Annotated in this window: 23 protein-coding genes; 7 read left to right on the top strand and 16 right to left on the bottom strand. The window is 45.1% G+C overall.

Going from position 1 to position 24,447, the window contains the following annotated elements; translation table 11 throughout:
- Position 1: 1 nt before the first annotated feature.
- The 10 genes from JNN12_08615 to galE form a co-directional block, all read right to left on the bottom strand.
- Positions 2-721 (bottom strand): glycosyltransferase family protein, encoded by a 720-nt coding sequence (locus JNN12_08615; GenBank protein MBL7978389.1) that lies wholly within the window; start codon positions 719-721, stop codon positions 2-4.
- Entirely contained in the window at positions 715-1,479 is a 765-nt protein-coding gene (locus tag JNN12_08610; GenBank protein ID MBL7978388.1) for an SDR family oxidoreductase, read from the bottom strand. The genes JNN12_08615 and JNN12_08610 overlap by 7 nt, the downstream gene beginning before the upstream one ends.
- Positions 1,479-2,360, bottom strand: a complete 882-nt coding sequence (locus JNN12_08605; protein MBL7978387.1) for an aldo/keto reductase — start codon at positions 2,358-2,360, stop codon at positions 1,479-1,481. The genes JNN12_08610 and JNN12_08605 overlap by 1 nt, the downstream gene beginning before the upstream one ends.
- Positions 2,350-3,504, bottom strand: coding sequence for a UDP-4-amino-4,6-dideoxy-N-acetyl-beta-L-altrosamine transaminase (pseC, locus tag JNN12_08600; GenBank protein MBL7978386.1), 1,155 nt, complete (start codon positions 3,502-3,504; stop codon positions 2,350-2,352). Before pseC ends, JNN12_08605 begins: the two co-directional genes overlap by 11 nt.
- A gap of 4 nt (positions 3,505-3,508) precedes the next feature.
- Entirely contained in the window at positions 3,509-4,531 is a 1,023-nt protein-coding gene (pseB, locus tag JNN12_08595; GenBank protein MBL7978385.1) for a UDP-N-acetylglucosamine 4,6-dehydratase (inverting), read from the bottom strand.
- A gap of 728 nt (positions 4,532-5,259) precedes the next feature.
- Positions 5,260-5,907, bottom strand: coding sequence for an imidazole glycerol phosphate synthase subunit HisH (gene hisH / locus JNN12_08590; GenBank protein MBL7978384.1), 648 nt, complete (start codon positions 5,905-5,907; stop codon positions 5,260-5,262).
- The gene (hisF, locus tag JNN12_08585; protein ID MBL7978383.1) at positions 5,904-6,764 is read right to left on the bottom strand and encodes an imidazole glycerol phosphate synthase subunit HisF; all 861 of its coding nucleotides are present in this window, start codon (positions 6,762-6,764) and stop codon (positions 5,904-5,906) included. Before hisF ends, hisH begins: the two co-directional genes overlap by 4 nt.
- Positions 6,765-6,927: 163 nt before the next feature.
- Positions 6,928-7,449 (bottom strand): UpxY family transcription antiterminator, encoded by a 522-nt coding sequence (locus tag JNN12_08580; GenBank protein MBL7978382.1) that lies wholly within the window; start codon positions 7,447-7,449, stop codon positions 6,928-6,930.
- Complete coding sequence (locus tag JNN12_08575; GenBank protein MBL7978381.1) at positions 7,434-7,967, bottom strand: hypothetical protein; 534 nt, start codon at positions 7,965-7,967, stop codon at positions 7,434-7,436. Before JNN12_08575 ends, JNN12_08580 begins: the two co-directional genes overlap by 16 nt.
- Before the next feature lie 214 nt (positions 7,968-8,181).
- Entirely contained in the window at positions 8,182-9,189 is a 1,008-nt protein-coding gene (gene galE, locus JNN12_08570; protein ID MBL7978380.1) for a UDP-glucose 4-epimerase GalE, read from the bottom strand.
- 285 nt (positions 9,190-9,474) lie between these two features.
- On the opposite strand from galE, the gene JNN12_08565 reads away from it, so the two are divergent.
- Positions 9,475-10,872, top strand: coding sequence for a phosphoglucomutase/phosphomannomutase family protein (locus JNN12_08565; protein MBL7978379.1), 1,398 nt, complete (start codon positions 9,475-9,477; stop codon positions 10,870-10,872).
- A 220-nt stretch (positions 10,873-11,092) separates the two neighbouring features.
- Here the strand turns inward: JNN12_08565 and JNN12_08560 are convergent, their stop codons facing one another.
- On the bottom strand, positions 11,093-13,756 hold the full coding sequence (locus tag JNN12_08560; GenBank protein ID MBL7978378.1) for a valine--tRNA ligase: 2,664 nt from the start codon (positions 13,754-13,756) through the stop codon (positions 11,093-11,095).
- Positions 13,757-14,182: 426 nt separating this feature from the next.
- The gene (locus JNN12_08555; GenBank protein ID MBL7978377.1) at positions 14,183-14,716 is read right to left on the bottom strand and encodes a polyisoprenoid-binding protein; all 534 of its coding nucleotides are present in this window, start codon (positions 14,714-14,716) and stop codon (positions 14,183-14,185) included.
- A gap of 227 nt (positions 14,717-14,943) precedes the next feature.
- Between JNN12_08555 and JNN12_08550 the strand changes: the two genes are divergently transcribed.
- The 6 genes from JNN12_08550 to JNN12_08525 are packed head-to-tail and all read left to right on the top strand — an operon-like array spanning position 14,944 to position 20,577.
- Positions 14,944-15,936 carry a Gfo/Idh/MocA family oxidoreductase gene (locus JNN12_08550; GenBank protein ID MBL7978376.1) on the top strand — a complete coding sequence of 331 codons (993 nt, stop codon included), beginning with the start codon at positions 14,944-14,946 and terminating at the stop codon, positions 15,934-15,936.
- A 15-nt stretch (positions 15,937-15,951) separates the two neighbouring features.
- Positions 15,952-16,539: an N-acetyltransferase gene (locus JNN12_08545; GenBank protein MBL7978375.1), complete on the top strand. Its 588-nt coding sequence runs from the start codon at positions 15,952-15,954 to the stop codon at positions 16,537-16,539.
- A gap of 26 nt (positions 16,540-16,565) precedes the next feature.
- On the top strand, positions 16,566-17,675 hold the full coding sequence (locus JNN12_08540) for a DegT/DnrJ/EryC1/StrS family aminotransferase (protein ID MBL7978374.1): 1,110 nt from the start codon (positions 16,566-16,568) through the stop codon (positions 17,673-17,675).
- A 26-nt stretch (positions 17,676-17,701) separates the two neighbouring features.
- Positions 17,702-18,703: an NTP transferase domain-containing protein gene (locus JNN12_08535; GenBank protein ID MBL7978373.1), complete on the top strand. Its 1,002-nt coding sequence runs from the start codon at positions 17,702-17,704 to the stop codon at positions 18,701-18,703.
- A gap of 42 nt (positions 18,704-18,745) precedes the next feature.
- On the top strand, positions 18,746-19,516 hold the full coding sequence (locus tag JNN12_08530; protein MBL7978372.1) for a hypothetical protein: 771 nt from the start codon (positions 18,746-18,748) through the stop codon (positions 19,514-19,516).
- Positions 19,513-20,577 (top strand): N-acetylneuraminate synthase family protein, encoded by a 1,065-nt coding sequence (locus JNN12_08525; protein MBL7978371.1) that lies wholly within the window; start codon positions 19,513-19,515, stop codon positions 20,575-20,577. The genes JNN12_08530 and JNN12_08525 overlap by 4 nt, the downstream gene beginning before the upstream one ends.
- Here JNN12_08525 and JNN12_08520 read toward each other — a convergent pair.
- From JNN12_08520 to plsX, 4 genes are all read right to left on the bottom strand, one after another.
- Positions 20,574-21,503: a hypothetical protein gene (locus tag JNN12_08520; protein ID MBL7978370.1), complete on the bottom strand. Its 930-nt coding sequence runs from the start codon at positions 21,501-21,503 to the stop codon at positions 20,574-20,576. The genes JNN12_08525 and JNN12_08520 overlap by 4 nt on opposite strands.
- A gap of 64 nt (positions 21,504-21,567) precedes the next feature.
- A complete protein-coding gene (locus tag JNN12_08515) occupies positions 21,568-22,200 on the bottom strand; it encodes a GyrI-like domain-containing protein (GenBank protein ID MBL7978369.1) in 633 nt (210 codons plus the stop codon).
- Positions 22,201-22,250: 50 nt separating this feature from the next.
- Complete coding sequence (locus JNN12_08510) at positions 22,251-23,243, bottom strand: ketoacyl-ACP synthase III (GenBank protein MBL7978368.1); 993 nt, start codon at positions 23,241-23,243, stop codon at positions 22,251-22,253.
- A gap of 35 nt (positions 23,244-23,278) precedes the next feature.
- Positions 23,279-24,289, bottom strand: coding sequence for a phosphate acyltransferase PlsX (plsX, locus tag JNN12_08505; protein ID MBL7978367.1), 1,011 nt, complete (start codon positions 24,287-24,289; stop codon positions 23,279-23,281).
- Between the last annotated feature and the right edge of the window lie 158 nt (positions 24,290-24,447).

Genomic DNA, 24,447 nt, shown 5'->3' with positions numbered 1-24,447 from the left:
TTCAACTTGCTTGTTTAATATGACGATTGATCTCAGTCATCCAAGGGTGGCGATGTATCACCTCTTGAATTGCGGGCAATGTAAGGGGAAGATTTGCTTCCTTCAAGGCTAAAAATAAACAGCATTGAAATGTATAATCTTGCGCGGTGTCTAATGTCAGCCTCAGTTCTGGGTCAAATCCTTTATAAGCGATGGTGTGGAGCATGAATCCATTTTGTATATTTTTAATATATGGCGTTACATGTTCTCGTTCATAGGGCGTATCGGCAGCTTTAAATGCTTTCTCTAAAGCCGTAAAAGAGAAAACTTCTAAGTTTGTTCCTAAAGGTAAACCTTGCGAGTTTGTGTAATCGGCACCTGCCGCCAAGTGTGTGACTAAGGTTTGATGGATAAATGTAGCATCAATACAAGGATTGTCTGCTGTAAAGCGCAAAATGGTTTGAAGTTTATGCCTATGGCTTGCTTCATAGAAGCGGCTCAAAACATCTTGTTCGCTACCTCTATAGTATAAAACTTTTTTATCGGCTAATATTTGGGCTAAAGAGTCATCTTGGGGTGTATTGGGAATTGCAATGATGACCTTATTGATTTCTGGAATAGATTCAAGAACCTGAATAATGCGATCTAAAACAGTTATATGACTATCATAAGGTAATGTTTTTAAGACTTTGGCTGGCAGGCGACTCGATCCCATACGTGCCTGAATAATAGCACCTACCATGCAGTCCATCCTCCATCTACAATAAAGTTCTGACCTGTGATAAAATCAGATGATTTTGCACATAGCAAAACAAAAATGCCTTTTAAATCCTCTGGTTTTCCAATACGATTTAAAGGCGTCTTTTGCTTTAGCCGCTCAATAAATGCTTGGTTTTGTTGAACCGCCTCGCTCGGGAAAGCCCCTGGAGTTACGGTATTTACTTGGATATTATACTTTCCTAAATAAGCAGCATAGTATTTTGTTAGTTGAATAATGCCTGCTTTTGCTGCGCCGTAATGAGGAGGATTTAAAAAAGGGTTATTTTCATAAACCCTAAAGTCGGGCGCAACCACACCGTACATGGATGCTACATTTACAATTTTGCCGCCTTTTTCCTTCATATATGGAATTGCTTCCCGAATACATTTAAACAAACTACCTAAAGTGCCTTCCATGCTCACATTCCACTCTTCATCTGTCATGGTTTCAGGGTTTTGCCCTTTTAAGTAAAAAGCATTGTTAATCAAGCCATCTATACAACCAAATCTTGTCTTGATGTTCAAAAATGCGGTTTGTATGGAAGTTGTTGATGCGACATCACATGGCTCAAAGTGGATATTGGCTTGATGGAGAAACTGCTGTTGAAATTTTTCAATAGAACGCCCTAGTACAACAACCGTTGCACCTGCTTGCGCTAGTCCTTGAGAAACCGCACTACCTAAGTAGCCATAACCGCCTGTAATTAAAATGACCTTTCCTTCTAGAGATAAAAAATCCATTAAAGCTTCCAGTTAAATGGTAATAGAATCTGCTCATCCTCGCAAGCTATTCCTTCAAAGATTTGGTTTATGAGGCTAACTGAGGGAACTTGGTTTAACTTCAAAAAATGAGTGTTTTCTTTTAGATTATCCAAAGAATCTACCCCAACGATAACACGATCTATGTCTTTATTCATAAGTGCAAAAAAGAGCAAGGCCTGCGTTAAAGGAACCTGGTAAGTTTGACAATTCTGTCTTATTCTTTGTAAAATTGGTCGAATTGTATCAAATAAAGATGGCAAATGTTCTTCGCCCCTAAAAAATAAACCTTGCAAAAAAACAGACCTAATATGTACTTCTACACCTAATGCTCTGAGCTGGGGAAACCATGTTTCAAATCTTCGATCTAGGACACTGTATGGAACTTGAATTAAATCAAATGAGATATTATGGTCGAGTAAGTATTTGATATCATCTGGGTAATACAAGGAAAACCCTATTTTTTCTACATGACCCTCCTTTTTTAATACCCTAAGCTCGCCTTCCAGTGAAGGGTTCGTTTGCACATCTTCTATGCGATGAAACATGAACCCATAAAGTCTTGGGATCTGAAGTTTTTGAAGAGAGGCTTGTAAAGCACTACGTATATTGGAAGTATTAGGCGCAATCTTTGAAATAATTTTGAAGCTATGGCTTTGCCTTGCTAAAATATTTCCTAATACTTCCTCGCTACGTCCGTATGCACTGGCCGTATCAATCACTTCTATTCCAATGGAGGCACCATAAGATAGAATGTGGGCAACTTGATTGGGCATAACCTGACCAGAAGAATTGTTGATGCCGTAAGGAAGCCCAAACTGAACAGAGCCAAGTCCGATTTTTTTGACAAGATCAGATTCCATAATAGCCTAGTACCTGCTCAATCACATAGCTTTGCTCTTGGTCGGTCATACTTGGGTACATGGGTAAGCTTAATGCCTTGCTATAGTATGCCTCTGCTAAAGGAAAATCTCCTTTTTTCCAACCAAGCTTTTGATAATAAGGAAGGGTATGAACAGGGATATAGTGTACTTGTGCATAGATGTTTTGCTTTCGCAAAAAGTCATATAAGCCTTTTCGGTCTTCAACTTCAATCACATACAAGTGGTATGCATGTCCAACGTGCGAGCTTGGACGTAAGGCATGAATAGGGGTATTCAAAAAGGCTTCGTCATAGCGACGAGCAATTTCTCTTCTTCTACCTAAACCTGCATCAGCGCGCTTTAATTGAGAGAGCCCCAATGCGCTTTGAAAATCGGTGAGACGGTAATTATAACCTAGGTCAACCATCTCATAGTACCATCCACCATGATTTTCTTGCATCGCCTCTGGGTCGCGTGTGATGCCATGCGTCCTTAAAACCATCAACCGATCATATAGGGCTTTATTATTGGTTGTAATCATTCCCCCTTCGCCACAAGCAATATGCTTCACAGGGTGAAAGGAGAAAATGGCCAAGTCGGCAAACTGTCCATTTCCACAAAATTGTTTTTGTCCTGCATGATCTTTAATCCACCCACCCGGTGCATGGCAGGCATCCTCAATAATCCAAAGCCCGTACTCATCTGCTAAAGCCCGAAAAGCTTCTAAATTAACAGGGTATCCTGCAAAATCTACAGGAACAAGGCCTTGATATGTCCCCTTGGGAGCGGATGCTAATAAAGCTTGTACCTGGTTAAGATCAATAAGGGCCGTTTGTGGGTCAATATCGGCAAAAACCACCTCTCCACCACAGTATCTGATACAGTTTGCGGATGCTGCAAATGTAATTGGGCTTGTAATAACTTTGGTCTGTTCGTTTACATCAAGCGCTAAGGCACAAAGATGCAGTGCCGCAGTACCATTTGCGACAGCAACGGCATACTTGGCACCCACATATTTAGCAAACGCGTCCTCAAAGATTTTAATATTAGGACCTGTTGTAAGATAATCGGATAACAAAACAGCATTTACGGCATCTAAATCTTCTTGCGTGATGTGCTGTTTTCCATAAGGGATTGCCTGCATAAAATTATTCGCTAACAGTGAAGCTGGGATCTACATAGCTTTTAATTAAGTGACGAATATCTTCGACAGAAAGCCATTCGGTATTTGTACCAGAGTTGAACTTAAACCCAATTTCAACAGGTGTTGCCTTAAAATGGGCTAAGTAGTCTTGCAAATCCCATTTGGGAACTTGTGGTAGAATAGCATAATACTTCCCTAAATCTACCGTCGTAAAAGAATCCGCTTCTGTAATCATTTCCTCATGGATTTTTTCACCAGGACGAATACCAACAACAACTTTTTGTGCATGTGGCGCTACAGCCTCTGCAACATCTAAGATACGATAGGATGGGATTTTAGGAACAAAAATCTCGCCACCCCACGCATTTTGTAAGGCATTTAAGACCATCTGCACACCATCTTCTAAGGAGATATTGAACCGGGTCATTCGTTCATCCGTGATTGGTAAGATGCCTTCCCCTCGTTTACTTAAGAAAAAAGGGATCACAGAACCACGAGACCCCATTACGTTGCCATAACGTACCACAGAAAAAGAAAGGTCACGCTTGCCAATCATATTATTGGCTGCAATAAATAATTTATCTGAGCAAAGTTTGGTTGCGCCGTATAGATTGATAGGTGCGGCTGCTTTATCGGTAGAAAGAGCAACAACTTTTTTTACACCTAAATCTAGTGCTGCTTCAATGACATTCTGTGCGCCAATAATATTGGTCTGAATGCACTCAAAAGGGTTGTATTCAGCCGTAGGGACTTGTTTAAGTGCAGCGGCATGTACAATATAATCAATCCCTTCACATGCACGTTTAAAGCGGTTCCCATCTCGTATATCCCCAATGAAGTATCGAATTGCGGGGTATTGGGTATGAGAGAATATTTGAGACATCTCAAATTGTTTCAATTCATCTCTTGAGTACACCACAAGTCTTTTAATATTGGGATACTGATTAAGAATGGTTTGAATAAATTTCTTACCGAAAGAACCTGTCCCACCTGTGACAAGAATTGAAGCGTTGTTTAAATCTAACATTGATTTTGGAGTTAAGTGTATAATCTGATTTGTAATGACATATGCTGGATGATCAATTTTATTGAGGCCGTCTAACGCCGATCTAGGTGACCTGCTCTCGCATCATGCATTCCAAATCATAAAGGTTACGGCCAGCAAAGATGATACGGTTTTTGAGCAGCCGTTCAAGGTAACTAAAGTCTGAAGACCTAAATTCGTTCTACAACGAATCCCCAAAAATTTGGCGGAGACGGCCTCATGTACACATCGGTATTTGCTTTGAAGGCAAGCCCGGCAATTTGTTTGCTTTTTTAGGCTTCCTTTAAAGGAGCGACAAATAGAATCAAACAAGATCATTTATTTATTGTATATTTATTGTCAAGATTTTTTTAGAGTTTTAAAGTTATAGCCAAGGGTGCAATTCACTTTGTTTAACCGCATTTTTGGAGAGACGATAAAGTGGATTTCCTCTCCTCGTTAGGTTGCGTTTAGAAGACAATTTTCTTCCATATTTGTAAAGAAGACATAAATAGTTTGTACTCTTATTTTTTGTCAATCAATGACTTTTTTATTAAGCATTTCTACAAACATCCCACCTATAATGCTCATTAAAATTCAAAATATTTTGTACACTTAATAATTATACATTTATTTTTTTATCAGAGATATATATTTGATTAGACGTGCCACATTTCTGAAAATTTTTCCTCCACAAAATAACCTGTACTTTACCTAAAGCATATTATATTTTATGTTAAAGAATTATTATTTAACCAATTCTTATATATTTTAATACCGTCTAATCCACTCTTTTCAGGATGAAATTGACAAGCGAAAATATTATTTTTTAATATAGATGAACAATAAGTATGTCCACCATAATTTGTAGTAGATAAAACTACTTCATCAGCAGCAGGCTGTACATAAAAAGAATGCACAAAATACATATAATCACCAAAACCACATACTGAAAGTGGCGAGTTATCCCACGTACTTTTTTGGTTAGGAAAAATTGTATTCCAAGCAATTTGAGGTACTTTTAGTTTCCCCCCCTGAGTATCCTGAGTTGGAAACTTCTTCACAACACCTTCTATCAAGCCTATACCTTTATGAATGCCAAATTCCTCACTTTCACCAAAGAGTAATTGCAACCCTAAGCAAATACCCATAAAGGGTTTATTAGTTGAAACAAAATCCTTAATGGGTTCAATTAAGTCGAACTTTTGCAGATTATACATTGCATCAGCAAAAGCACCAACTCCAGGAAGAATGATTGCATCTGCTTTTGCAATACAATTGGCATCTGATGAGATTTCCGCATCGAAACCTAAATATAGACAAGCTTGTTGTACACTAAATAAGTTTCCTAACTGATAATCGATTATTATTATTTTCATGATATTTTAGCACGACAAAAAATGCCATTTTTATGCAAGTAACTCTTAATCTCCGTCAAATTATGTGGAGATATTTTATTAAATGATACTCGACCACTTTGTAAAAAAGACACATTTCCTTCTGAACTATTTTCCATATCACTATGTTTATTGGCTATGAATTCATAATGAACCATAGATGCGACTGCTATAGCGTCAGCTTTTCCTTTGAGAATTACGTCCGAGCAATGCTCCAATTTGCCTGCACCACCGTGTGCAATAACTGGTACACAAACATTTTGGGCAATTAATTTTGTTAATTCAATATCGTAACCTTTTCCTGTACCTTCTGCATCAACCGAAGTAATGACTATTTCTCCAATACCAAGTTCCTCCAATTGCTTTGCCCATGACAGCGCCTCCAGCCCTGTTTCTTCTCTACCATTATCAATAAAAGCAAAATATTGTCCTGAAGGATGTTTAATCGCCTCTATTGCTGCCACAATCGTAGATGAACCAAATTTTTTGGTGGCTTCTCTTATAAACGAAGGATTTTTAGTGGCTGCGGTATTAATACATACTTTATCTGCACCGGCACGCAAGGCTGTTTTTATATCATCAACCGTTCTTATACCACCTGAAACAGTTAAAGGAATAAAACTTTTCTTAGCTGTTTGAGAAATAATATCATTTAAACTATTACGCCCATAAAGACTTGCAACAACATCTTGATAAAATAATTCATCTGCTCCATTTTCATAATAGTATTTGGCAAAATCTTCTGGCTTTCCCAAAACCCTCAAGCCTTCTAAGTGAACTCCTTTTACTAAATTAGGGCCTTTAATATCTAAACGAGCAATTATCCTTATGTTATTCATTTTATTTATATTTTAGTACATGCTTGTTCAATATATTAAAATACACACTGTATATTATTGGCATCATATTTTTTTGAATACAATTTTATAGTAGTAATTCTTATAAGACATACAAACTAATGAATCTATTAATTCGAATAAATAATTTTTAATCTAAATTCATTCAGTTGCAGATGTGTTTTTTGTTGATGGATATTATAATTGAGTGATTAAGGCTTTGCATAAAAATGACCACTTTATTTTTCCCTTGCTCTTCTACCACTTTGCCTTCGTAGCCAGCCAAAGGTCCAGACACGATTTTGACGGGTGTTCCTTTATCCCACTTGCCTTCCACCACCTCTAAGTCTTCCCACTCTCCGTTGAAGCGGCGTAGGATTTCAATTTCTTGTTCGGGGATGGCGTTGAGGCTGCCATGATTGTGCAGAAATCCCATTACCCCTTCTTGCTTAAAGACTGTTACGTACTCATCCTTTATAATTTTAACAAACAGATAATTGGGGATGAGGGGTAAAGTGGTTCGCTTGATGACTTTTTCGTAGCGCTTGACTTTTTCGTAAAGGGGCAAATAGACCTCTATAGCTGCATTTTGCAAGTTTTCCACCACTTTTTTTTCCCATTTGAATCGGGTTCGCACCGCAAACCATTTAGGAATCTCTTTATCAACTGCCGCTACGCCTTTTGCCATATGAGCAACGGTTTAATGTCATCTTCTGAAAAGGGGTTGGTCTGAAATTCGTCGGGACTATAAACCAAATACCGAATTTTGCGATTTATGGCCTCTTCGGTTTTGGTGATGAGTCCAATGAGGTATGACACATCTACAGAACCAACAAAAATCAGATCAATAACCTTGCTTTCTAACCCCCGCACCAAACGTCCACTCAGATAGACTTGCTCCACATCACCTAATCGGTCAATCACTTGCTCTACCACCTGATCTATGCCTGTATGTTTTAGTAGCAGGTTGTGGATATCTTTGAAGAGGGGGTGGCTTTCATTCGCACGGTAAAACTTTTTATTCCCTTTGGTCGCTGCAGTAAGTAATTCTGCTTGCTCCAAACGGTTTAGTTCTACGCGAATGGCATTACTAGATTCCCCAAACTCTTGCTCCAATCCTCTTAAGTGCGCCTCAACGTGTTTATTGAGGAAGAGTTTGAGTAGAAGTTTGATTCTTGTTTTGGAGGAGATCAGTACGTCCATCATGCGAGAAGGCTCCGTTTTTCACGGCTTCGCCGTTAACAAGTAGGAAAATACTTGCATTCGGGGTTGAAGGGCATCCAATAAGATTGGAGTTGAGTTGCCTTTTGTATTATTATTGAGTATTTAATTTACTCAATAATAATACAAAATACATTAAAGAAAAGTTAAATTGCTGTTTAAAAGCCATAAACTTTTCTGGAGAAACAAAGAAAGTGGATTAAGAGAGCCGCAATTGCCACCGCCAAGCGTCTTGCAAGGCTTCTTCGAGGGACCGTTTGGCGCTCCAGCCAAGGCAGGTTTCCGCTTTCTCGACGGATGCAAAAGTGGCCTCTACATCTCCGGCTCTGCGGGAACCCCGAACAAATTGCAAGGCGGGTGTAACGGTGTTACGGAACGTTTCTAAAACCTCCAAGACTGAACTTCCTTTACCGGTGCCCACATTCACCGTTTCATAGATGGAACTGGGTTGGTTTTGTAAAAAAGCCAATGCCTTCACATGGGCCTCCGCCAAATCCATGACATGGATATAATCTCGGATGCAAGTTCCGTCTGGTGTGTTATAATCGGAGCCAAAGATTGTGACAGGTGGCCGTAGGCCGGCGGCGCTTTGGGTGACATAAGGGATTAAGTTTGCTGGAACACCAACCGGCAATTCACCAATTTCCGCAGAGGGATGTGCCCCAATCGGATTAAAATAGCGCAAAGCAACCGCTTGTAAAGATACACCCGAATGCACCGCGTCTCGCAACACATCCTCACAGATGGCTTTGGTGTTGCCATAAGGCGATTCGGCTGGTTTCCGAGGCGTATCCTCTGTCACCGGAACCACATCTGGTTGGCCATAGACCGTACAAGAAGACGAAAACACCAACTTGGTAACGTCGGTTTCTTGCATGGCTTTTAGCACCGTAAGCAGCGATCCGATGTTGTTTTCATAGTACTTAATGGGTTCTACTACCGATTCTCCAACCGCTTTATAAGCAGCAAAATGGATAACCCCGTCAATTTCTTCCTTTTGTAGGATATGCACCATTCGCTCCAAATTGTTACAATCGGCTTCGTAACAAACGGGCGTTTTCCCAAAAATACGGTTCAACCCTTGCAAAACACCACGATCTGCATTGGAGAAATTATCCACGATGATGGGCTTCCAACCTGATTCCACCAAGGCTACACAGGTGTGAGAACCGATAAATCCGGCACCGCCGGTTACCAGAATATTCATAAAAACGAACCAGAAATGCTGAAGAACAACTTGTTCATAAACATGCGCAACAATAAATTACATCTTTTACAGAAAGACTGTGTATTAAAATTGTGCATAGACGGATTATTTGCTGATCCAAGACGCATTGAGGGCTTTTCATCAGCACGTATTGGTTCCTGACGAAAGATAAAATTTTTCGGACATCGTCTGTATTGGTGGAATGCTGCATGGGATGATCCGTATCTTTAATTTTTAATATTGTGCCGAAACTCCGGCCTTTTCACGAACTCACCCTTTCAGTCTATGTCAGACATCAAATTTGGAACCGATGGTTGGCGGGCCATTATCGCCGCTGATTTCACCTTCGACAATGTAGCCAGAGTAGCCCAAGCTACGGGTCAATGGCTTATCAAAACATATGGCGATCGCCCGAAAGTTGTAATCGGACATGATTGCCGTTTCCATGGCCGCCATTTTCAGCTACATGTGGCACGGGTATTGGCCTCTATGGGTTGCAAAGTGCTTATGGGCAATGGTTTCACGTCCACGCCGGCGGTTAGTTTGGCTGTTTTAAAGAACCATTTCAACTTGGGTGTTGTTGTTACCGCCAGCCATAATCCACCTGAATACAGCGGCTACAAGCTAAAAGCAGACTTTGGCGGCCCAGCTACACCCGCACAAATTGAGGCTGTAGAGCACGAATTAACCCAGCTTTCTGCTTTACCCCTGCGTCCGATGCATGGCCTGATGGAGGGAGGCTTGATTCAAGAGGCAGATTTGCAGTCGGCGTATTTAGACCATGTTCGGACGGTGTTAGATATTCCGGCCATTCAGGCATCTGGGCTAAGAATCATTTATGATGCCATGTTTGGCGCAGGTCGTGGCACGGTATCTGCCCTCTTGGGTGGCGGTGTTACGGAACTGCGGCATGAAGAAAACCCTGGATTTCTTGGCCAAGCCCCAGAACCTATCGAGAAAAACCTGACCGGACTTTCGGCGGCGATCTTGCATGAAAAGGCCGATTTGGGCTTGGCGACGGATGGTGATGCGGATCGGATTGGTTTGTATGACGAACAAGGCCGTTTTGTGGATTCTCACAAGATATTGTGCCTGCTTGCAAAATACCTTTATGAGGAGCGCGGTCTCCGAGGGGACATTGTCAAGACGTTTTCCACCACCACCATGCTGGATAAAATCGGGGCTACCTATGGACTTACTGTGCATACCACCAAAATTGGCTTTAAGTATATTGGGGAGATGATTGTCTCTGGGGACGTATTGGTGGGCGGCGAGGAATCGGGTGGAATGGCTGTCAAGGGGCACATTCCAGAGCGTGACGGCGTGTTTATTGGGTTACTGGTGGCCGAAATGATGGTGAAGCGTGGTAAAAAACTCTCGGAGTTGGTTGCAGAACTTTTTGTACAATTTGGGCCGCATTACCACAGCCGGAACGACCTGCATACCTACAAGAAAGATGCCGCATTGGTGCATTTGGCCTCGGGAGCAGTGAAAGAGGTGAATGGAAAGCCGATCTCGGCCATTGCGGACTTAGACGGCGTGAAGGTCTTCACGGAAGATGGATGGCTGATGTATCGTGGGTCTGGTACAGAGCCTGTTCTACGCGTTTATTCAGAAGCCACTTCTCCTGAATTGGCCGACGAGATGGTTGCGGCTGGGGTAGCCATTGTGGATGCCCTCTGAGATTACTTCCAAAAATACCCTCCGTGCATGGCAGCGATCACTTTGCACACAATGTACGGAGGATGGTTTTTAAAATGGCCAGCATCCACTTCCTGAGCACTTTATAGCTTTAGCGGCCCTTGATTATCCAGCAGATATTTTAGCCTATAGGCCCAATACTGCATAAAAAACGCCCCTACCAAAAGATAGCGGCGTTATAAACATCAGCCTTGGCCGTGTCTTAGGCCAATCCTGTCAGATTTTCCCTTAGTTTTTCCAACTCCAGGGTAGCATCGCGCTCTTTTTGACGCTCCCGTTCCACGACCTCGGCTGGGGCACGATCCACAAATCCCGCATTCCCTAACTTACCCCGAACCGACTTGAGGAAACCTTCTTTTTGTACAATTTCCTTGGAAAGACGGGCGCGCTCTGCCTCCAAATCTATCAGATCCGCAAGTGGTACAAATACCTGATGCCCTTCTACGACCACCGCAGCACTTGCGGGCGGCTTGACAAGTCCCATCCCCGCCGTCAGGTTTTCCACCTTCGCCAATTGTCGGAAATAAGCATTTTGCGCCTGAAGGGTTGCCAATAAGTTTTCGTCGTTGTTCGCAACAGACACCACGGCCAGTACCGTTTTTCCGGGTGGAATACCCATTTTGGCTTTGATATTGCGGATGCCGGAAATCATCTGCTGTATCAGGCCAAAGTGTCTGGCGGCCTCCGGTGTCTTGTCTGCTGGTTCTGCTTTTGGCCAAGTAGCCATAATCAAGGCTTCTCCTTCGTCGCGTGGGCGCAGTCTCCACCATAGGTCTTCGGTAATGAAGGGCATAAACGGATGCAATAACCGGAGTAGTCGTTCATAAATCTCGATGGCCAACGCCACATCGGCTTCGGGCATCGTTTGTCCATAAGGCGGCTTAATCAGTTCCAAGTACCAGTCGCAGAAGTCGCCCCAGAACAAGTCATAAATCTTCAGCAGCGCCTCGTTGAGTCGGTATTGCGTCATATCGGCATCAACGGCTTCGATGGTTTCCGCAATGCGATGGAGCATCCAACGGTCTGCCAACGATAAATCCGTTTTCGTGATGCCACGATAGTCCTTTCTAGGTTCGATAAACCGTCCGAACACATTAAAAGCATTCCAGATTTTATTGGCAAAGTTCCGACCCATCTCCATTTTAAGCGGATCGAGCTTGATGTCTTGGCCTTGCGCACACAGTACCGTCAGCGAGTAGCGCACGGCATCGGCTCCGTACTGATCTATCAAATCCATCGGATCAATACCATTTCCGGCAGATTTGGACATTTTTCGTCCGTGTTTATCGCGAATAATACCCGTAATAAAGATGTCGCGGTAGGGCACATCGTCCATGCAGAACAAGCCGCCCATCACCATCCGACTAATCCAGAAGAAGAGAATATCGTATCCAGAAACCAAGACCGCTCCCGGATAATAATGCTTTAGCTCCGGCGTTTCCGCAGGCCAGCCAAGCGTAGCAAAAGGCCAGAGCCACGAAGAAAACCACGTATCCAATACGTCTTCGTCTTGCACCATGCTGGGTTCCGGCTGTTCCACCGAGACCAAAAAGCCACGCGCTTCGTCTCGGTTTCCGTGTTCGTCTGTCCAGTACCACGCCGGAATCCGGTGGCCCCACCAGAGTTGCCGGCTAATGGTCCAGTCGCGAATACCCGTCATCCAACGCTCGAAGTCATTTTCCCAGCGTTTGGGATAAAACCGAATTTTTCCGGCACGCCATGCTTGTAAGGCGGCATCGGCCAAGGGTTCCATTTTTACGAACCATTGCAACGAGACCCGTGGCTCCACAACAGCTTTGGAACGGCTCGAAACCGGAATCATGGTCTTGTAAGCCTCCGTTTTTTCGAGTAATCCGGCAGCCTCCAAGTCCTTAGCCACCTGTTCGCGGGCCACAAAACGATCCATTCCCGGATAGGGCGTGTTTTCGTTGAGGGTTGCATCTGGATTTAGGGTTTCTCGAAAAGCAAGGCCATGCCGCTTGGCCACCTCAAAGTCGTTTTTGTCGTGATTAGGGGTGATTTTGAGCGCACCCGAACCAAATTCGATCTTTACGTAATCGTCTGCAATAATAGGAATCCAGCGGTCTGTGAGCGGAACCCGTGCTTTTTTGCCCACGAGATGTTGGTAACGCTCGTCTTCTGGATGGACAGCAATCGCCATATCGCCAAAAATGGTTTCTGGGCGTTGTGTAGCAATAACCAACGTCTCGCCGGTTTCTAATACATACCGTACATACCACAAGTTAGAGTCCACCTCTTTATTGTCCACCTCCTCGTCCGAGAGCGCGGTCAGATCGGAAGGACACCAATTTACGATATACTCGCCTCGGTACAACAAACCTGCTTCATAGAGCTTCACAAAAACCGTCTGAACGGCATGAACATAGCCCTCATCAAGGGTAAACCGCTCGCGTTTCCAGTCGCAAGAATCCCCCAACAGGCGTTTTTGTTTGAGGATAATCCCGCCATATTCTTCTTTCCACGCCCAGACCCGATCCACAAAGGCTTCTCGGCCCAAGTCATGGCGGCTTTTGCCTTCATTGGCCTTTAGTTCCCGTTCCACTACGTTTTGGGTGGCAATCCCTGCATGGTCCATTCCGGGCATCCAAAGGGCATCAAAGCCCTGCATCCGCCGCATCCGCGTCAACACATCTTGAACAGTATCCTGCAAGGCATGACCCATGTGGAGTTTCCCCGTAACATTCGGTGGCGGCATCATGATCACATGAGGCGGTTTGCCGGAGTGTAGGTCGGTATCGAAATAGCCGTTTGACTCCCAATACGAATACCATTTTTGTTCAATTTCTTTTGGATTATAGGCGGACATAAGTTCTTGGGGTAGTGAATCTGTAAGAATGCGCACCATTTGGTACGAAGTGAGAGAAGATACAAGTCTTAGTAGAGGGCGGGATGTAAAATATGAAGGAAAACGAAGCACACCAAAAGGCATACAACCATTTTTTCAAGATCAAAATACCTCGATCTCATCACAAAAAAAAGCCCTGTACCAATCATGTGGCCAAGGCGGTGATGCGATTTTCGCGGTGGTGGTGCGACAAGGTATCGGGGGCGCAACATCGTCGGGAAGGGGTGGTGAGAGTAGTGGTGTTTCCCGTCGGCGTTGGCTAATGGTCGCAATATCCGAAAAAATTACATGGATATACCGTCACCTTTAGATGAACCCATGTTTTACTTCGACCGATTATCCACTCAGGGCGATGAACAAGTTTATTCTAACAGAAAAAGGCCATTTCTTGTGAAACAGCCTCCATTCAAAACATGTCATGATTTATCAAGCGACTTGTTTCGTCATTTGGACGTCCAAGACCAGTTTTACGTCGTCGGACACCACAATCCCGCCCGCTTCGGTTACAGCATCCCATTTTAGATCGAACGCTTTCCGACTGATATTGCCAGAAACCTCGAAGCCTGCTTTTGTCTGACCATAAAAATCCGTCATGGTTCCACCATAAGTTGCCTTGAGGGTCAGGGGCAGGGTCACATCACGGATGGTAAGGTTGCCGGTCATTTCGTAGGTGTCTTCACTTTTGGCATGGAATGCGGTGGAGACAAAACGGAGGGTAGGAAATGCAGATGCATGGAAGAAATCTTCACTTTTCAAGTGGCCGTCGCGTTGCTCAACACCCGTCTCAATGCTATCCACCTCGGCCTCGAACTGAAGGCTTGCATTTTCCCAGGCATCGCCCTCGGTGGTGGCCGTCGCGGAAAAACGACGAAATTGGCCTTTTACCGTTGAAATCATGAGGTGTTTTACCCGGAACCCAATTTCGGAATGAGTGGGGTCTATGGTCCATATAGTTGCCATGATGGTCTCCTGTTTGTTAAAGATAAATATTACGTGTTACGACACACAATATACAAAGAGCGTGTTACAACACACAATTTTTTATCTGTGTCTGACGAATATTTCACGAGATGACAAAGGTCTTGGATTGTGAAAAAGCCTTTACACCCCAACAATTTGGTATCAGCTAAGTATTTTTATCAGCAAAAACCCATTCGGGGTTAAAATCCAATAAAGGAGTGTATATAATGAGACCGAACGTCGTGGCTTTAGGGCATGGCTATTGGGGCCGTAATATTGTGCGCAATTTGGCTTCCTTGGAAGTTTTGCGTGGTATCTATGAGCCCGATGAAGCCATGCGCAACGAAGCCAAGATATTATACCCTAACACCTTGTTTTATCAGCACGAACAAGAGATTTGGGAAGATGACAAAGCCATTGCTGTGGCCATCGGAACACCCGCCATACACCATGCCAGACTTGCATTAAGGGCAATGGCTGCTGGAAAAGATGTTTTTGTGGAAAAACCGCTTGCATTAACCTTGGATGAAGGACAAAGGATGGTCACAGCCGCGCAAGAGACCAACCGGGTATTGATGGTAGGACATCTCCTCGAATATCATCCGGCCATTACCCAACTCCGGCAGTGGATAGACGAAGGCATATTGGGAGATTTACAATACATCTATTCCAATCGGTTGAATTTGGGGAAATTCCGGCGCGAAGAAAACATCTTATGGAGTTTTGCACCCCATGACCTTGCCATTCTCCTGCGGCTGATCCAGCAGATGCCCACGGAAGTCGTTGCAACTGGCGGGGCCTATTTGACGCCAGGTGTGGCTGATATTACCACAACGAATTTGCGATTTGATAACGGTATCCAAGCCCATATTTTTGTATCGTGGCTACATCCGTATAAAGAACAAAAATTAGTGGTGGTTGGCTCGCAAAAAATGGTTGTTTTTGACGACCAAGCCCCGTGGGATCAAAAACTCACCTTGTTTGATAAAGGGGCAGACTGGGTGGATAACGTACCGATTCCACGCCAAGGTATTGGACGCTCGGTGACGCTTTTGCCCAAAGAACCTTTGTTAGAGGAGCTTCGCCACTTCATAGATCGGGTAGGAGACCGGAAACCACCTCTTACGGATGGTGACAGCGGCCTGCGGGTGCTAAAAGTCTTACATGCAGCCCAATATTCGCTCCAACAAAATGGGATTCCCGTTTCCGTCCACCCATAAAACCGTCTTTTACACATGGATCATCTTAAGTCACCTTTTGTCCATCCTACTGCTATCGTGGAGGATGGGGCAAAAGTAGGTAATGGAACACGTATCTGGCATTTTAGCCATATTTTATCGGAAGCAGAGATTGGGGAAAACTGCACTTTGGGGCAAAATGTGATGGTGGGAAAAGGGGTAAAAATTGGTCATGGATGCAAAATACAAAACAATGTCTCGGTGTATGAGGGAGTTATTTTAGAGGACTTTGTCTTCTGCGGTCCCAGCATGGTTTTCACCAATGTACGGACACCCCGCTCGGAATTTCCAAGAAATACGTCGGCGGATTATGCAACCACTCACGTTAAGCGCGGGGCCAGTATTGGCGCAAATGCGACCATTGTTTGTGGTATTACCCTGCACGAATGCGCCTTTGTGGCTGCTGGGGCGGTCGTTACCAAAGACGTTCCGGCCTATGCGATGGTGGCGGGTGTTCCCGCCCAACAAATTGGTTGGATGAGTGCCTATGGCGACATTATGGATTTTAGCCATAATACCGAATTTACCGATAGTATCGGACACTGTTATGTATGGCAAGAGGGTGCTGTGCAACGTGTCTCCTAAATATCGTAAACCAAACCTAACTACCCATGAACACAAAATCTTCCCTAATCCCCGTATTAGATCTTTCTCCGGAAATCGAGCGGCTTTGGCCACAACTAAACGAAGCCATTCAGCGCGTACTAAAGTCCGGCCAATTCATCATGGGACCAGATGTCAAACTGTTCGAGGAAGAAGTAGCCCAGTATTTAGCGGTAAAACATGCCATAGCCGTAAATTCTGGCACAGATGCCCTTGTGATTGGTCTTCGTTCGCTGGGTATTGGGCCTGGCGATGAAGTTATTACAACCCCATTCACCTTCTTTGCGACGGCTGAAAGCATCTCGGCTATAGGAGCAAAGCCTGTTTTTGTGGATATTGACGAAACAACTTTTAATATTGATCCGCTCAAAATAGAGGCCGCCATTACCCCCAAAACCAAGGCCATCCTGCCAGTTCATCTTTATGGCCGTCCTTGTCGGATGGACCATATTACCGCTATTGCCCGAGAACACCGTCTGAGAGTGGTCGAGGATTGCGCCCAATCGTTTGGGGCACGTTTTAAAGGACAACAGACGGGTACTATAGGAGACGTTGGTGCATACTCGTTTTTCCCTTCTAAAAACTTAGGCGGTTTTGGAGACGGCGGCTTGATTGTGACCAACGACGACGCGACCGCCAAAATGGCCCGAATGCTTCGCGTTCACGGAGCGGTAAAAAAATACCATAACGAGATACTGGGGTATAACTCCCGCTTAGACACGCTACAAGCGGCCCTGTTACGGGTAAAACTACCCCATATAGACGCACAGAACACGGGGCGTTTGAACGCCGCCATTCGTTATAACCAACTCCTACAACATCCAAAGATTCTTCCTCCAGAGGTGATAGAAGGTCATGTTTTTCATCAATATACCATCCGAATTTTACAGGGCGACCGGAATTTATTACAGAAGCACCTTGCAGAATTGGGTATTGGCAGCATGATTTATTACCCGATCCCACAAGATCGCCTCCCGATCTACAAAGACCAATATCCCCCCAACCCCTTAAGTGATGTATTAACCACACAAGTAATTAGCCTCCCAATCTGGCCAGAAATCACGGAAGATATTCAAAAACGAGTCTGTGAAGCGATTTTGGCTTTTCTGCATTCGTAACCAACCGTTGATCCATCCTACTCTATATGAAACTCATCATTCCAATGGCTGGTCGTGGAACACGCCTCCGCCCCCACACACATGTTACGCCCAAACCCCTTCTTCCGGTGCTCGGTATTACCATTGTTGAACGTATTGTGCGAACTTTTGTGGACTTAGTCCCCGAAAAAATTACTGATGTCGTCTTTGTATTGGGCGATTTCCCCGCCGAAGTACAGGAAAAACTTACCGAAATGTGTACCAAAATGGGCATTGGCGCAGCATTTGGTTTCCAAAAAGAAGCATTAGGCACTGCTCATGCCGTGTATTGTGCGGCAGAACACTTAGACGGTGAGTTGATCGTTATTTTTGCTGATACCCTGTTCTATACGCATGACCCACTCAATACCGAGGCCGATATTGTGGCTTATGTAAAACAAGTGGAAGACCCCAGACGGTTTGGAGTTGTTGCACGTGATGCAGCAGGAAGGGTGACCGAATTGATCGAGAAACCCAGTCATGACCGATTTAAAGAGGCCCTGATCGGAATCTATTATATTAAAAATGGCGCCCAGTTCCGTGACACCATTGCCTATATGATGGAACATAAACTAGTGGGAACCCGTGGAGAATATGAAGTGACCGATGCCTTAGATATGATGATGAAAGCAGGCGCGGCATTGGAAACCGCTTCCGTAACCGATTGGCTGGATTGTGGTACCTTACCTGCACTTGCAGAAACCACGCAGTTCATCTTGGATCGGGAGGGCAATCAACTTTTGGGTGACCTCATCAACACGACGGTGATCGAGCCTGTTTACGTAGGTCCGGGTGTTACCGTGCGCAACTCTGTTATCGGGCCTTATACGTCCATCGAGTCGGGCGCAGAAGTTAACGGATCGGTTGTAAAAGATTCCATTATTTTCTCGAATGCCGAAGTCGCAAATGTGGTTATGGACCGGTCTTTTATCGGACATTCGGCTGTGATTAAACAGCGTGCATTCAGCGCCAATATCGGCGACCATACCGTCATTGAGTATCTAAATTAACCCCTCCACAAAAGTTCATACACCAATAATAATATGCCGCCCATGCCTGCCCACCATACGCACACAACTGGTCTTGTCATACAAGCACGCATGGGTTCGGTACGGTTAAGGGGGAAAGTCCTAAAACCATTTGATGGCCCTGTTTCTATCCTACAAATGCTCATCCGGCGATTTGGCGCGGCGTTTCCAGCGATGCCCTTACTCGTAGCAACATCCACAGCCTCCACTGATGATATAGTGACAGAACGTGCCATAGCAGAGGGCGCACTTGTTTTTAGGGGATCAGAAGAAGACGTACTGGATCGGTTTATTGGGGCGATGGAAGCAAATGGCCTCTCGGCGTGCTTGCGTATTTGTGCCGACAATCCTTTTTTGATTACCGACTTTGCAAAAGAACTTTTGGATGCAAGCAAGTGTAGCAACCACGATTATATGAGCCACCGGGTTTCTGGGACTCCGGCCATGCAAACACATTACGGGGTTTTTACGGAATACGTCACCTTGGCAGCCTTAACAAAAGCATCCACAATGCCAATTCCACCCGACGACAGGCAGCACGTCACCAAATTCTTATACGAGCATCCGGACCTATTCGACGTCAGGTGGTTAGACGCCGATATAAGCATGGAAGGAGTCGAAGACATTCGAATGACGGTGGATACCTTACAAGATTTTGAAATTAGCCAGACCTTGTGGCGGCAAATAAACACACCAAACGAACACTTAGACTGGCCCAGCCTAAAACAGCAACTGCTACAAGAAACCGAACTCAGAAACCGTATGTGGCTGGAACGATCCAAACAACCCAAATGATGGAAACCTATTTTATTTGTGAAGCCGGACAAAATCATAACGGCTCTATGGAAATTGCACGCCAATTGATTGATGTAGCGGCCATGCGGGTTTTTGATCCGTTGTTCGATACCCCATTAGGCGGCGCCAATGCCATCAAATTCACCAAACGCGACCTAAACGAAGAATTGAGCGCTTCTCAGATGGCCCGCCCTTATCAAAGTGCCCACGCATTTGGAGCAACGTATGGCGAACACCGTGCTAAACTGGAACTGGATGACGAACAACATGCCGAGTTGTTCCAGTATGCAAAAGCCAAGGGGCTGGACTTCATAGAGACATTGTGTGCGCGTGGATGCCTTTCGATGTTTCGGTTATTTGTGCCAGATCGCCTCAAAGTGGCCTCGCGAGACCTGACCAATCTGCCGTTGTTGGAAGCATTGGCCGAGACACAGATTCCAATTATCCTCTCTACAGGAATGGCCGATCAGCGGGCATTAGCCGAGGCATTGGCGGTTATTACCCGTCACCACAACCAAATTTCTATTTTGCATTGCCTATCCCAATACCCTGCCGAATACCCAAACATCAATCTACGCACCATTACGTGGTTACAAAAAGAATATCCGTCACACACCATTGGCTATTCTGACCATTCTATTGGAATCATGGCTCCTGTTGCAGCAGTAGCACTTGGCGCGCAAATGATCGAAAAGCACATTACCTTAGACAGAACCATGAAAGGATCAGATCATTGGGGATCATTGGAGCCGGATGGCCTGAGACGGGTCTTGCGCGACATTCGCAATCTGGAACGGGCGCTGGGAGAGGAAAAAATGTCTTTAGATCCGGTTGTAACGGCAACCCGCACCAAATTGGAACGCTCCATTGCTTCACTACGAAAAATCCCTGCTGGAACACGTCTTGTGGCAGAAGATCTGCACCTCCTAAGCCCTGGTGATGGCTTTAAGTGGCGCGACCTTCACGAGGTAATAGGCAGAATGGCCGCACAAGATATTCCCGCCAACGAAGTAATTTATCCACACATGCTCCAGAACACACCTTTAAACGGCAGGATTTAACTTGGTAAAGGATAGCACTTAAGCACCCTTAATGCCCGGAGCGTATTCCATCGGCTTGGTTGTCTGGGTTTTTCCATCTCGAAATGAACTTGTCCGAGGTGTTTGGTCTGCAACTTCCACCAACCCTCCGGCTTACGTTTGCTCAGTAGTAACCGTAATGCATCTTCCATGCGTGGATCGTAGGGTAATCCCACTTGCTGAAAATAATCTAAGGCGCGTAAAATATCGTATTTCCAGCGACTTGGAAAAGAAAGCATCGTCATTTTAGGATCAATAACGACCCCTGTTTTGTCCGATTTGTACAAACGGTGCATTAATAGAAATTCCTGCGAACTGCCTGCCGCCGCTTGTAATTCCGGAAGGCGATAACCATATCCATTCCGTTCATATTCGGCAATCCCTTCCAAAACCGAAAGGGTAGAATGTAATGAACTGTGTACGCACCCTTTGCGGTTAGAGTGGCAATTAAAACCACCATCACCCACTTTCTCGGAGAGCAAAAAATCCACCATAGAAGCCAAGTCAGATGCCTCTGCTCCAAAATAGGAAGCAATATTTAAGAACATCCCGTTTACGCAAACATCACTTTTTTGAGTAGTACCAATGGGCAAAATCCCCCCATCCTTGCCCTTTTCAGTCTGTAATACGAGTCGGATGGTTTCTTGAATTTCGGGGGTGTCTGGAGTAATGCCCAGGTTTTTGAGGTCGAGCAAAGTGTAGTGTGTGGAAATCCACTTGGGTTGGTAATAAGACTGTCCCCAATGCCCACTAGATGTTCTTTTCTCCAAAAAAGATTTTCCCCAGCCTTCGCTATGAATACGTTCTTGGAGTTCGGGCACCCACTGGTGCTTCAAATCACGCATGACCTGAAATTGAATGGCCACATCCCCATCCAAAAGCCATCGGATAAGCGCATCAGATTTCATTTTTCACACCTGTTAGGTATTTTTCAAACGTTATCACTGGCATCGTTAAGGATGAACAAGATCATCACACAAGCAGTTTAATAGGCTCACGCAGGATGGTTTTCAACCGATGTTCAGGCGTTTTCCGGAAGTCCGAGAGGTAGATTTCGTGGTGCAACCCATTATGGGTAAAGTTGTTTTCTTCCATAAACTGATGCAATTTTTGCAGCGATGCAGGCTCGTCGGCAAAGGCACCTAAGTGTAGTATCTGAACGGATGGTCCTTCTGTCATTTCATAAAACCGGACGTTTGCCGCGTGGAGTTTTTTCTTTTTGGAAACCACCTCTTCTATGGCTTTTTCTACCCCGCTTTCTGTCACATAATGGGGCATTCGGAGGAGCAGACGATACGACCACTCGCTTCGGGGAACTTTTGCAGGGGCCGAGGCAAGGTCTGGCATACCAAATTTTTCCATATCGAACCACCATTGACCTTCCAGTTTAGGCACAATAAAATCTTGGCCCAACACGTTAAAATAGAACTTAATGGCGTATGCAACCGGAAAAAGGGCCTCTAAGTCGGTGGCAAAGGCTTCTCCGGATGGATCGCCCTTGCCCTCGATGACAACATATCGGGCAGGCCCAATGTTCACCAGTTCTGGCATGGGCTTGGCCGAGTAATAAGATTTGTATTGTTTGGTCAGATCAAGTTTTTCCATCCACTTTTCCAAGAAGCGTGGGAGGAATATCCATGAACTCCAAAGTCACGTTACTCAGGGTCATAGGCCCATTTTAAATAACTGGCGCCCCATGTAAACCCGCCACCGAAGGCCGCCAAGACCAGGTTTTCGCCTTTCCGCAACCGAGGCTGCCATTCATAGAGGCACAGCGGAATGGTGGCCGCTGTCGTATTCCCATACCGTTCGATGTTGAGCATCACCTTTTCAATAGAAAGACCCATACGGCGCGCGGTAGCATCAATAATGCGTAGGTTTGCCTGATGCGGAACCAGCCATGAAACATCCTCACCACTCAGGTTATTGCGTTCCATGATCTCGGCGGCGGCATCTGCCATCCCCTTTACAGCTAGTTTAAAAACTGGCTGCCCCTCTTGACGAATGTAATGCCAGCGGTTCTCGATAGTTTGGACGCTAGGTGGATGGAGGGAACCCCCACCCAGCATACATAAGTACTCCCAGTTATTGCCATCGGTACGGTGAACTGTATCCATAAGACCATTTCCATCGGTATCGGCCTCCAATAACACACCCGCTGCCGCGTCACCAAAAAGAATACAAGTAGAGCGGTCGGTATAGTCCACAATCCGGCTCATGTGGTCTGCGCCAATCACCATTACTTTTTTATAGCGACCACTTTCCACCAACCCCGCTCCGGTGGTGAGGGCAAACAAAAAGCCGCTACAAGCTGCAGAAAGATCAAACCCCCAAGCCTTGGTGGCGCCAATCTCTTTCTGTACCAAACTGGCCGTTGGCGGAAAAAACATGTCTGGCGTTACCGTCGCCACAATAATAGCATCCACCTCTTCTGCATCAATCCCCCGATTTTGGAGAATCTCTTTGGCACACTCGGCGGCCATGAAAGAGGTGGCTTTTTCGGGGTCGCGCAAAATGCGCCGTTCACGAATGCCCGTTCTGGAACGGATCCATTCGTCGTTGGTATCCACCATTTTTTCCAATTCGGCATTGGTTAAAATTTCTTCGGGCACATAATGGCCAACGGCAGTTATGGCAGCACGTATCATACAAGGTTTTGATTATATCGTTATTTTTAGATGATTCAAACCGGTGAAGCTGCAAAGGCTTCGGCGATGGCTTGCGGAAGTTTGGACTCGGCCAACTCCACACCGCGATAGATGATCTGTTCAAACGCCATCTCTTTTGAAGACCCGTGCATAATGAGGACGTTCCCATTTACGCCCAATAAAGGCGCACCGCCTACTTCTTGGTAATCAAAACGGCGAATGGCGCCCCGAACCACTTGGTCAATATGTCGTTGTTCTTCTTCAGGAAGGTTACGAGCGATCATTTCGGCCTCGGCCATTTCACGGATGGCTGTGGCAATGCCTTCACCCAGTTTGAGCATCACATTTCCCACGAATCCATCGGTAACCACCACATCTGCTGCATGATGCAGAAGGTCGCGCCCTTCAATATTCCCCAAAAACCGAATACCTTTTTGCGTCTTGAGCATTTCGTATGCAGCTTTCACCAGCTCGTTTCCTTTCCCAGGTTCTTCGCCAATGTTCATCAGGCCCACCGACGGGGCTTCTACTTTCATAATTTTTTGTACAAAAACAGCACCCATCTGTGCAAACTGTACTAGATGCTCAGGCTTACAATCTACATTCGTCCCCGCATCCACAATGATACACCATCCTTGTGTGGTGGGGTAATAACCCATTACGGAAGGGCGCATCACACCGGGCAACCGTCCCAATATGAATAACGAAGCACCCAAGACTGCACCCGTATTCCCTGCACTAATAAAGACATCTGCCTTGCCCGCTTTTTGCAATCCTGCACCAATATGGATGGATGAGCGGGGCTTGGTTTTAACAGCCACCGCAGGAGATTCGCCCATTTCGATGACTTCCGGTGCGTCTATGAGATGAAGACCACCACCATCATAGCCCGCAGCTTCCAGCGCTTTTTCTAACGCTGCCTGCTGGCCCACCAATAGTATTTCTACTTTATTACCCAATTGACGTCGCGCATTCACGGCGCCAAGGACGGCTTTTTCGGGAGCATAGTCGCCTCCCATTGCATCAAGTGCGATTCGTATGGCCATACCGATTGTTAGATGGTATTATGGTGAATAAGAATTAGGGTACAAATCATATGAGCATACTGCAAAAAAGGTGGATTGTGCACCACGTTCCGGCGAATTTGCCCATTGCAAGCAACGTCTTCTAAAACCCGTACCCAAGTATTTCTTACGGTCAAAAA

The organism is Bacteroidetes Order II. bacterium (genome assembly GCA_016788705.1).
GTDB lineage: Bacteria > Bacteroidota > Rhodothermia > Rhodothermales > UBA2364 > UBA2364.
This window is presented reverse-complemented; position numbering and strand designations above follow the sequence as displayed.

Excerpts from the sequence above, each read along its gene's own strand:
- JNN12_08615 (MBL7978389.1), bottom strand. The coding sequence starts at position 721 with ATGGTAGGTGCTATTATTCAGGCACGTATGGGATCGAGTCGCCTGCCA.
- JNN12_08610 (MBL7978388.1), bottom strand. The coding sequence starts at position 1,479 with ATGGATTTTTTATCTCTAGAAGGAAAGGTCATTTTAATTACAGGCGGT.
- JNN12_08605 (MBL7978387.1), bottom strand. The coding sequence starts at position 2,360 with ATGGAATCTGATCTTGTCAAAAAAATCGGACTTGGCTCTGTTCAGTTT.
- pseC (MBL7978386.1), bottom strand. The coding sequence starts at position 3,504 with ATGCAGGCAATCCCTTATGGAAAACAGCACATCACGCAAGAAGATTTA.
- pseB (MBL7978385.1), bottom strand. The coding sequence starts at position 4,531 with ATGTTAGATTTAAACAACGCTTCAATTCTTGTCACAGGTGGGACAGGT.
- hisH (MBL7978384.1), bottom strand. The coding sequence starts at position 5,907 with ATGAAAATAATAATAATCGATTATCAGTTAGGAAACTTATTTAGTGTA.
- hisF (MBL7978383.1), bottom strand. The coding sequence starts at position 6,764 with ATGAATAACATAAGGATAATTGCTCGTTTAGATATTAAAGGCCCTAAT.
- JNN12_08580 (MBL7978382.1), bottom strand. The coding sequence starts at position 7,449 with ATGGCAAAAGGCGTAGCGGCAGTTGATAAAGAGATTCCTAAATGGTTT.
- JNN12_08575 (MBL7978381.1), bottom strand. The coding sequence starts at position 7,967 with ATGATGGACGTACTGATCTCCTCCAAAACAAGAATCAAACTTCTACTC.
- galE (MBL7978380.1), bottom strand. The coding sequence starts at position 9,189 with ATGAATATTCTGGTAACCGGCGGTGCCGGATTTATCGGTTCTCACACC.
- JNN12_08565 (MBL7978379.1), top strand. The coding sequence starts at position 9,475 with ATGTCAGACATCAAATTTGGAACCGATGGTTGGCGGGCCATTATCGCC.
- JNN12_08560 (MBL7978378.1), bottom strand. The coding sequence starts at position 13,756 with ATGGTGCGCATTCTTACAGATTCACTACCCCAAGAACTTATGTCCGCC.
- JNN12_08555 (MBL7978377.1), bottom strand. The coding sequence starts at position 14,716 with ATGGCAACTATATGGACCATAGACCCCACTCATTCCGAAATTGGGTTC.
- JNN12_08550 (MBL7978376.1), top strand. The coding sequence starts at position 14,944 with ATGAGACCGAACGTCGTGGCTTTAGGGCATGGCTATTGGGGCCGTAAT.
- JNN12_08545 (MBL7978375.1), top strand. The coding sequence starts at position 15,952 with ATGGATCATCTTAAGTCACCTTTTGTCCATCCTACTGCTATCGTGGAG.
- JNN12_08540 (MBL7978374.1), top strand. The coding sequence starts at position 16,566 with ATGAACACAAAATCTTCCCTAATCCCCGTATTAGATCTTTCTCCGGAA.
- JNN12_08535 (MBL7978373.1), top strand. The coding sequence starts at position 17,702 with ATGAAACTCATCATTCCAATGGCTGGTCGTGGAACACGCCTCCGCCCC.
- JNN12_08530 (MBL7978372.1), top strand. The coding sequence starts at position 18,746 with ATGCCTGCCCACCATACGCACACAACTGGTCTTGTCATACAAGCACGC.
- JNN12_08525 (MBL7978371.1), top strand. The coding sequence starts at position 19,513 with ATGATGGAAACCTATTTTATTTGTGAAGCCGGACAAAATCATAACGGC.
- JNN12_08520 (MBL7978370.1), bottom strand. The coding sequence starts at position 21,503 with ATGAAATCTGATGCGCTTATCCGATGGCTTTTGGATGGGGATGTGGCC.
- JNN12_08515 (MBL7978369.1), bottom strand. The coding sequence starts at position 22,200 with ATGGAAAAACTTGATCTGACCAAACAATACAAATCTTATTACTCGGCC.
- JNN12_08510 (MBL7978368.1), bottom strand. The coding sequence starts at position 23,243 with ATGATACGTGCTGCCATAACTGCCGTTGGCCATTATGTGCCCGAAGAA.
- plsX (MBL7978367.1), bottom strand. The coding sequence starts at position 24,289 with ATGGCCATACGAATCGCACTTGATGCAATGGGAGGCGACTATGCTCCC.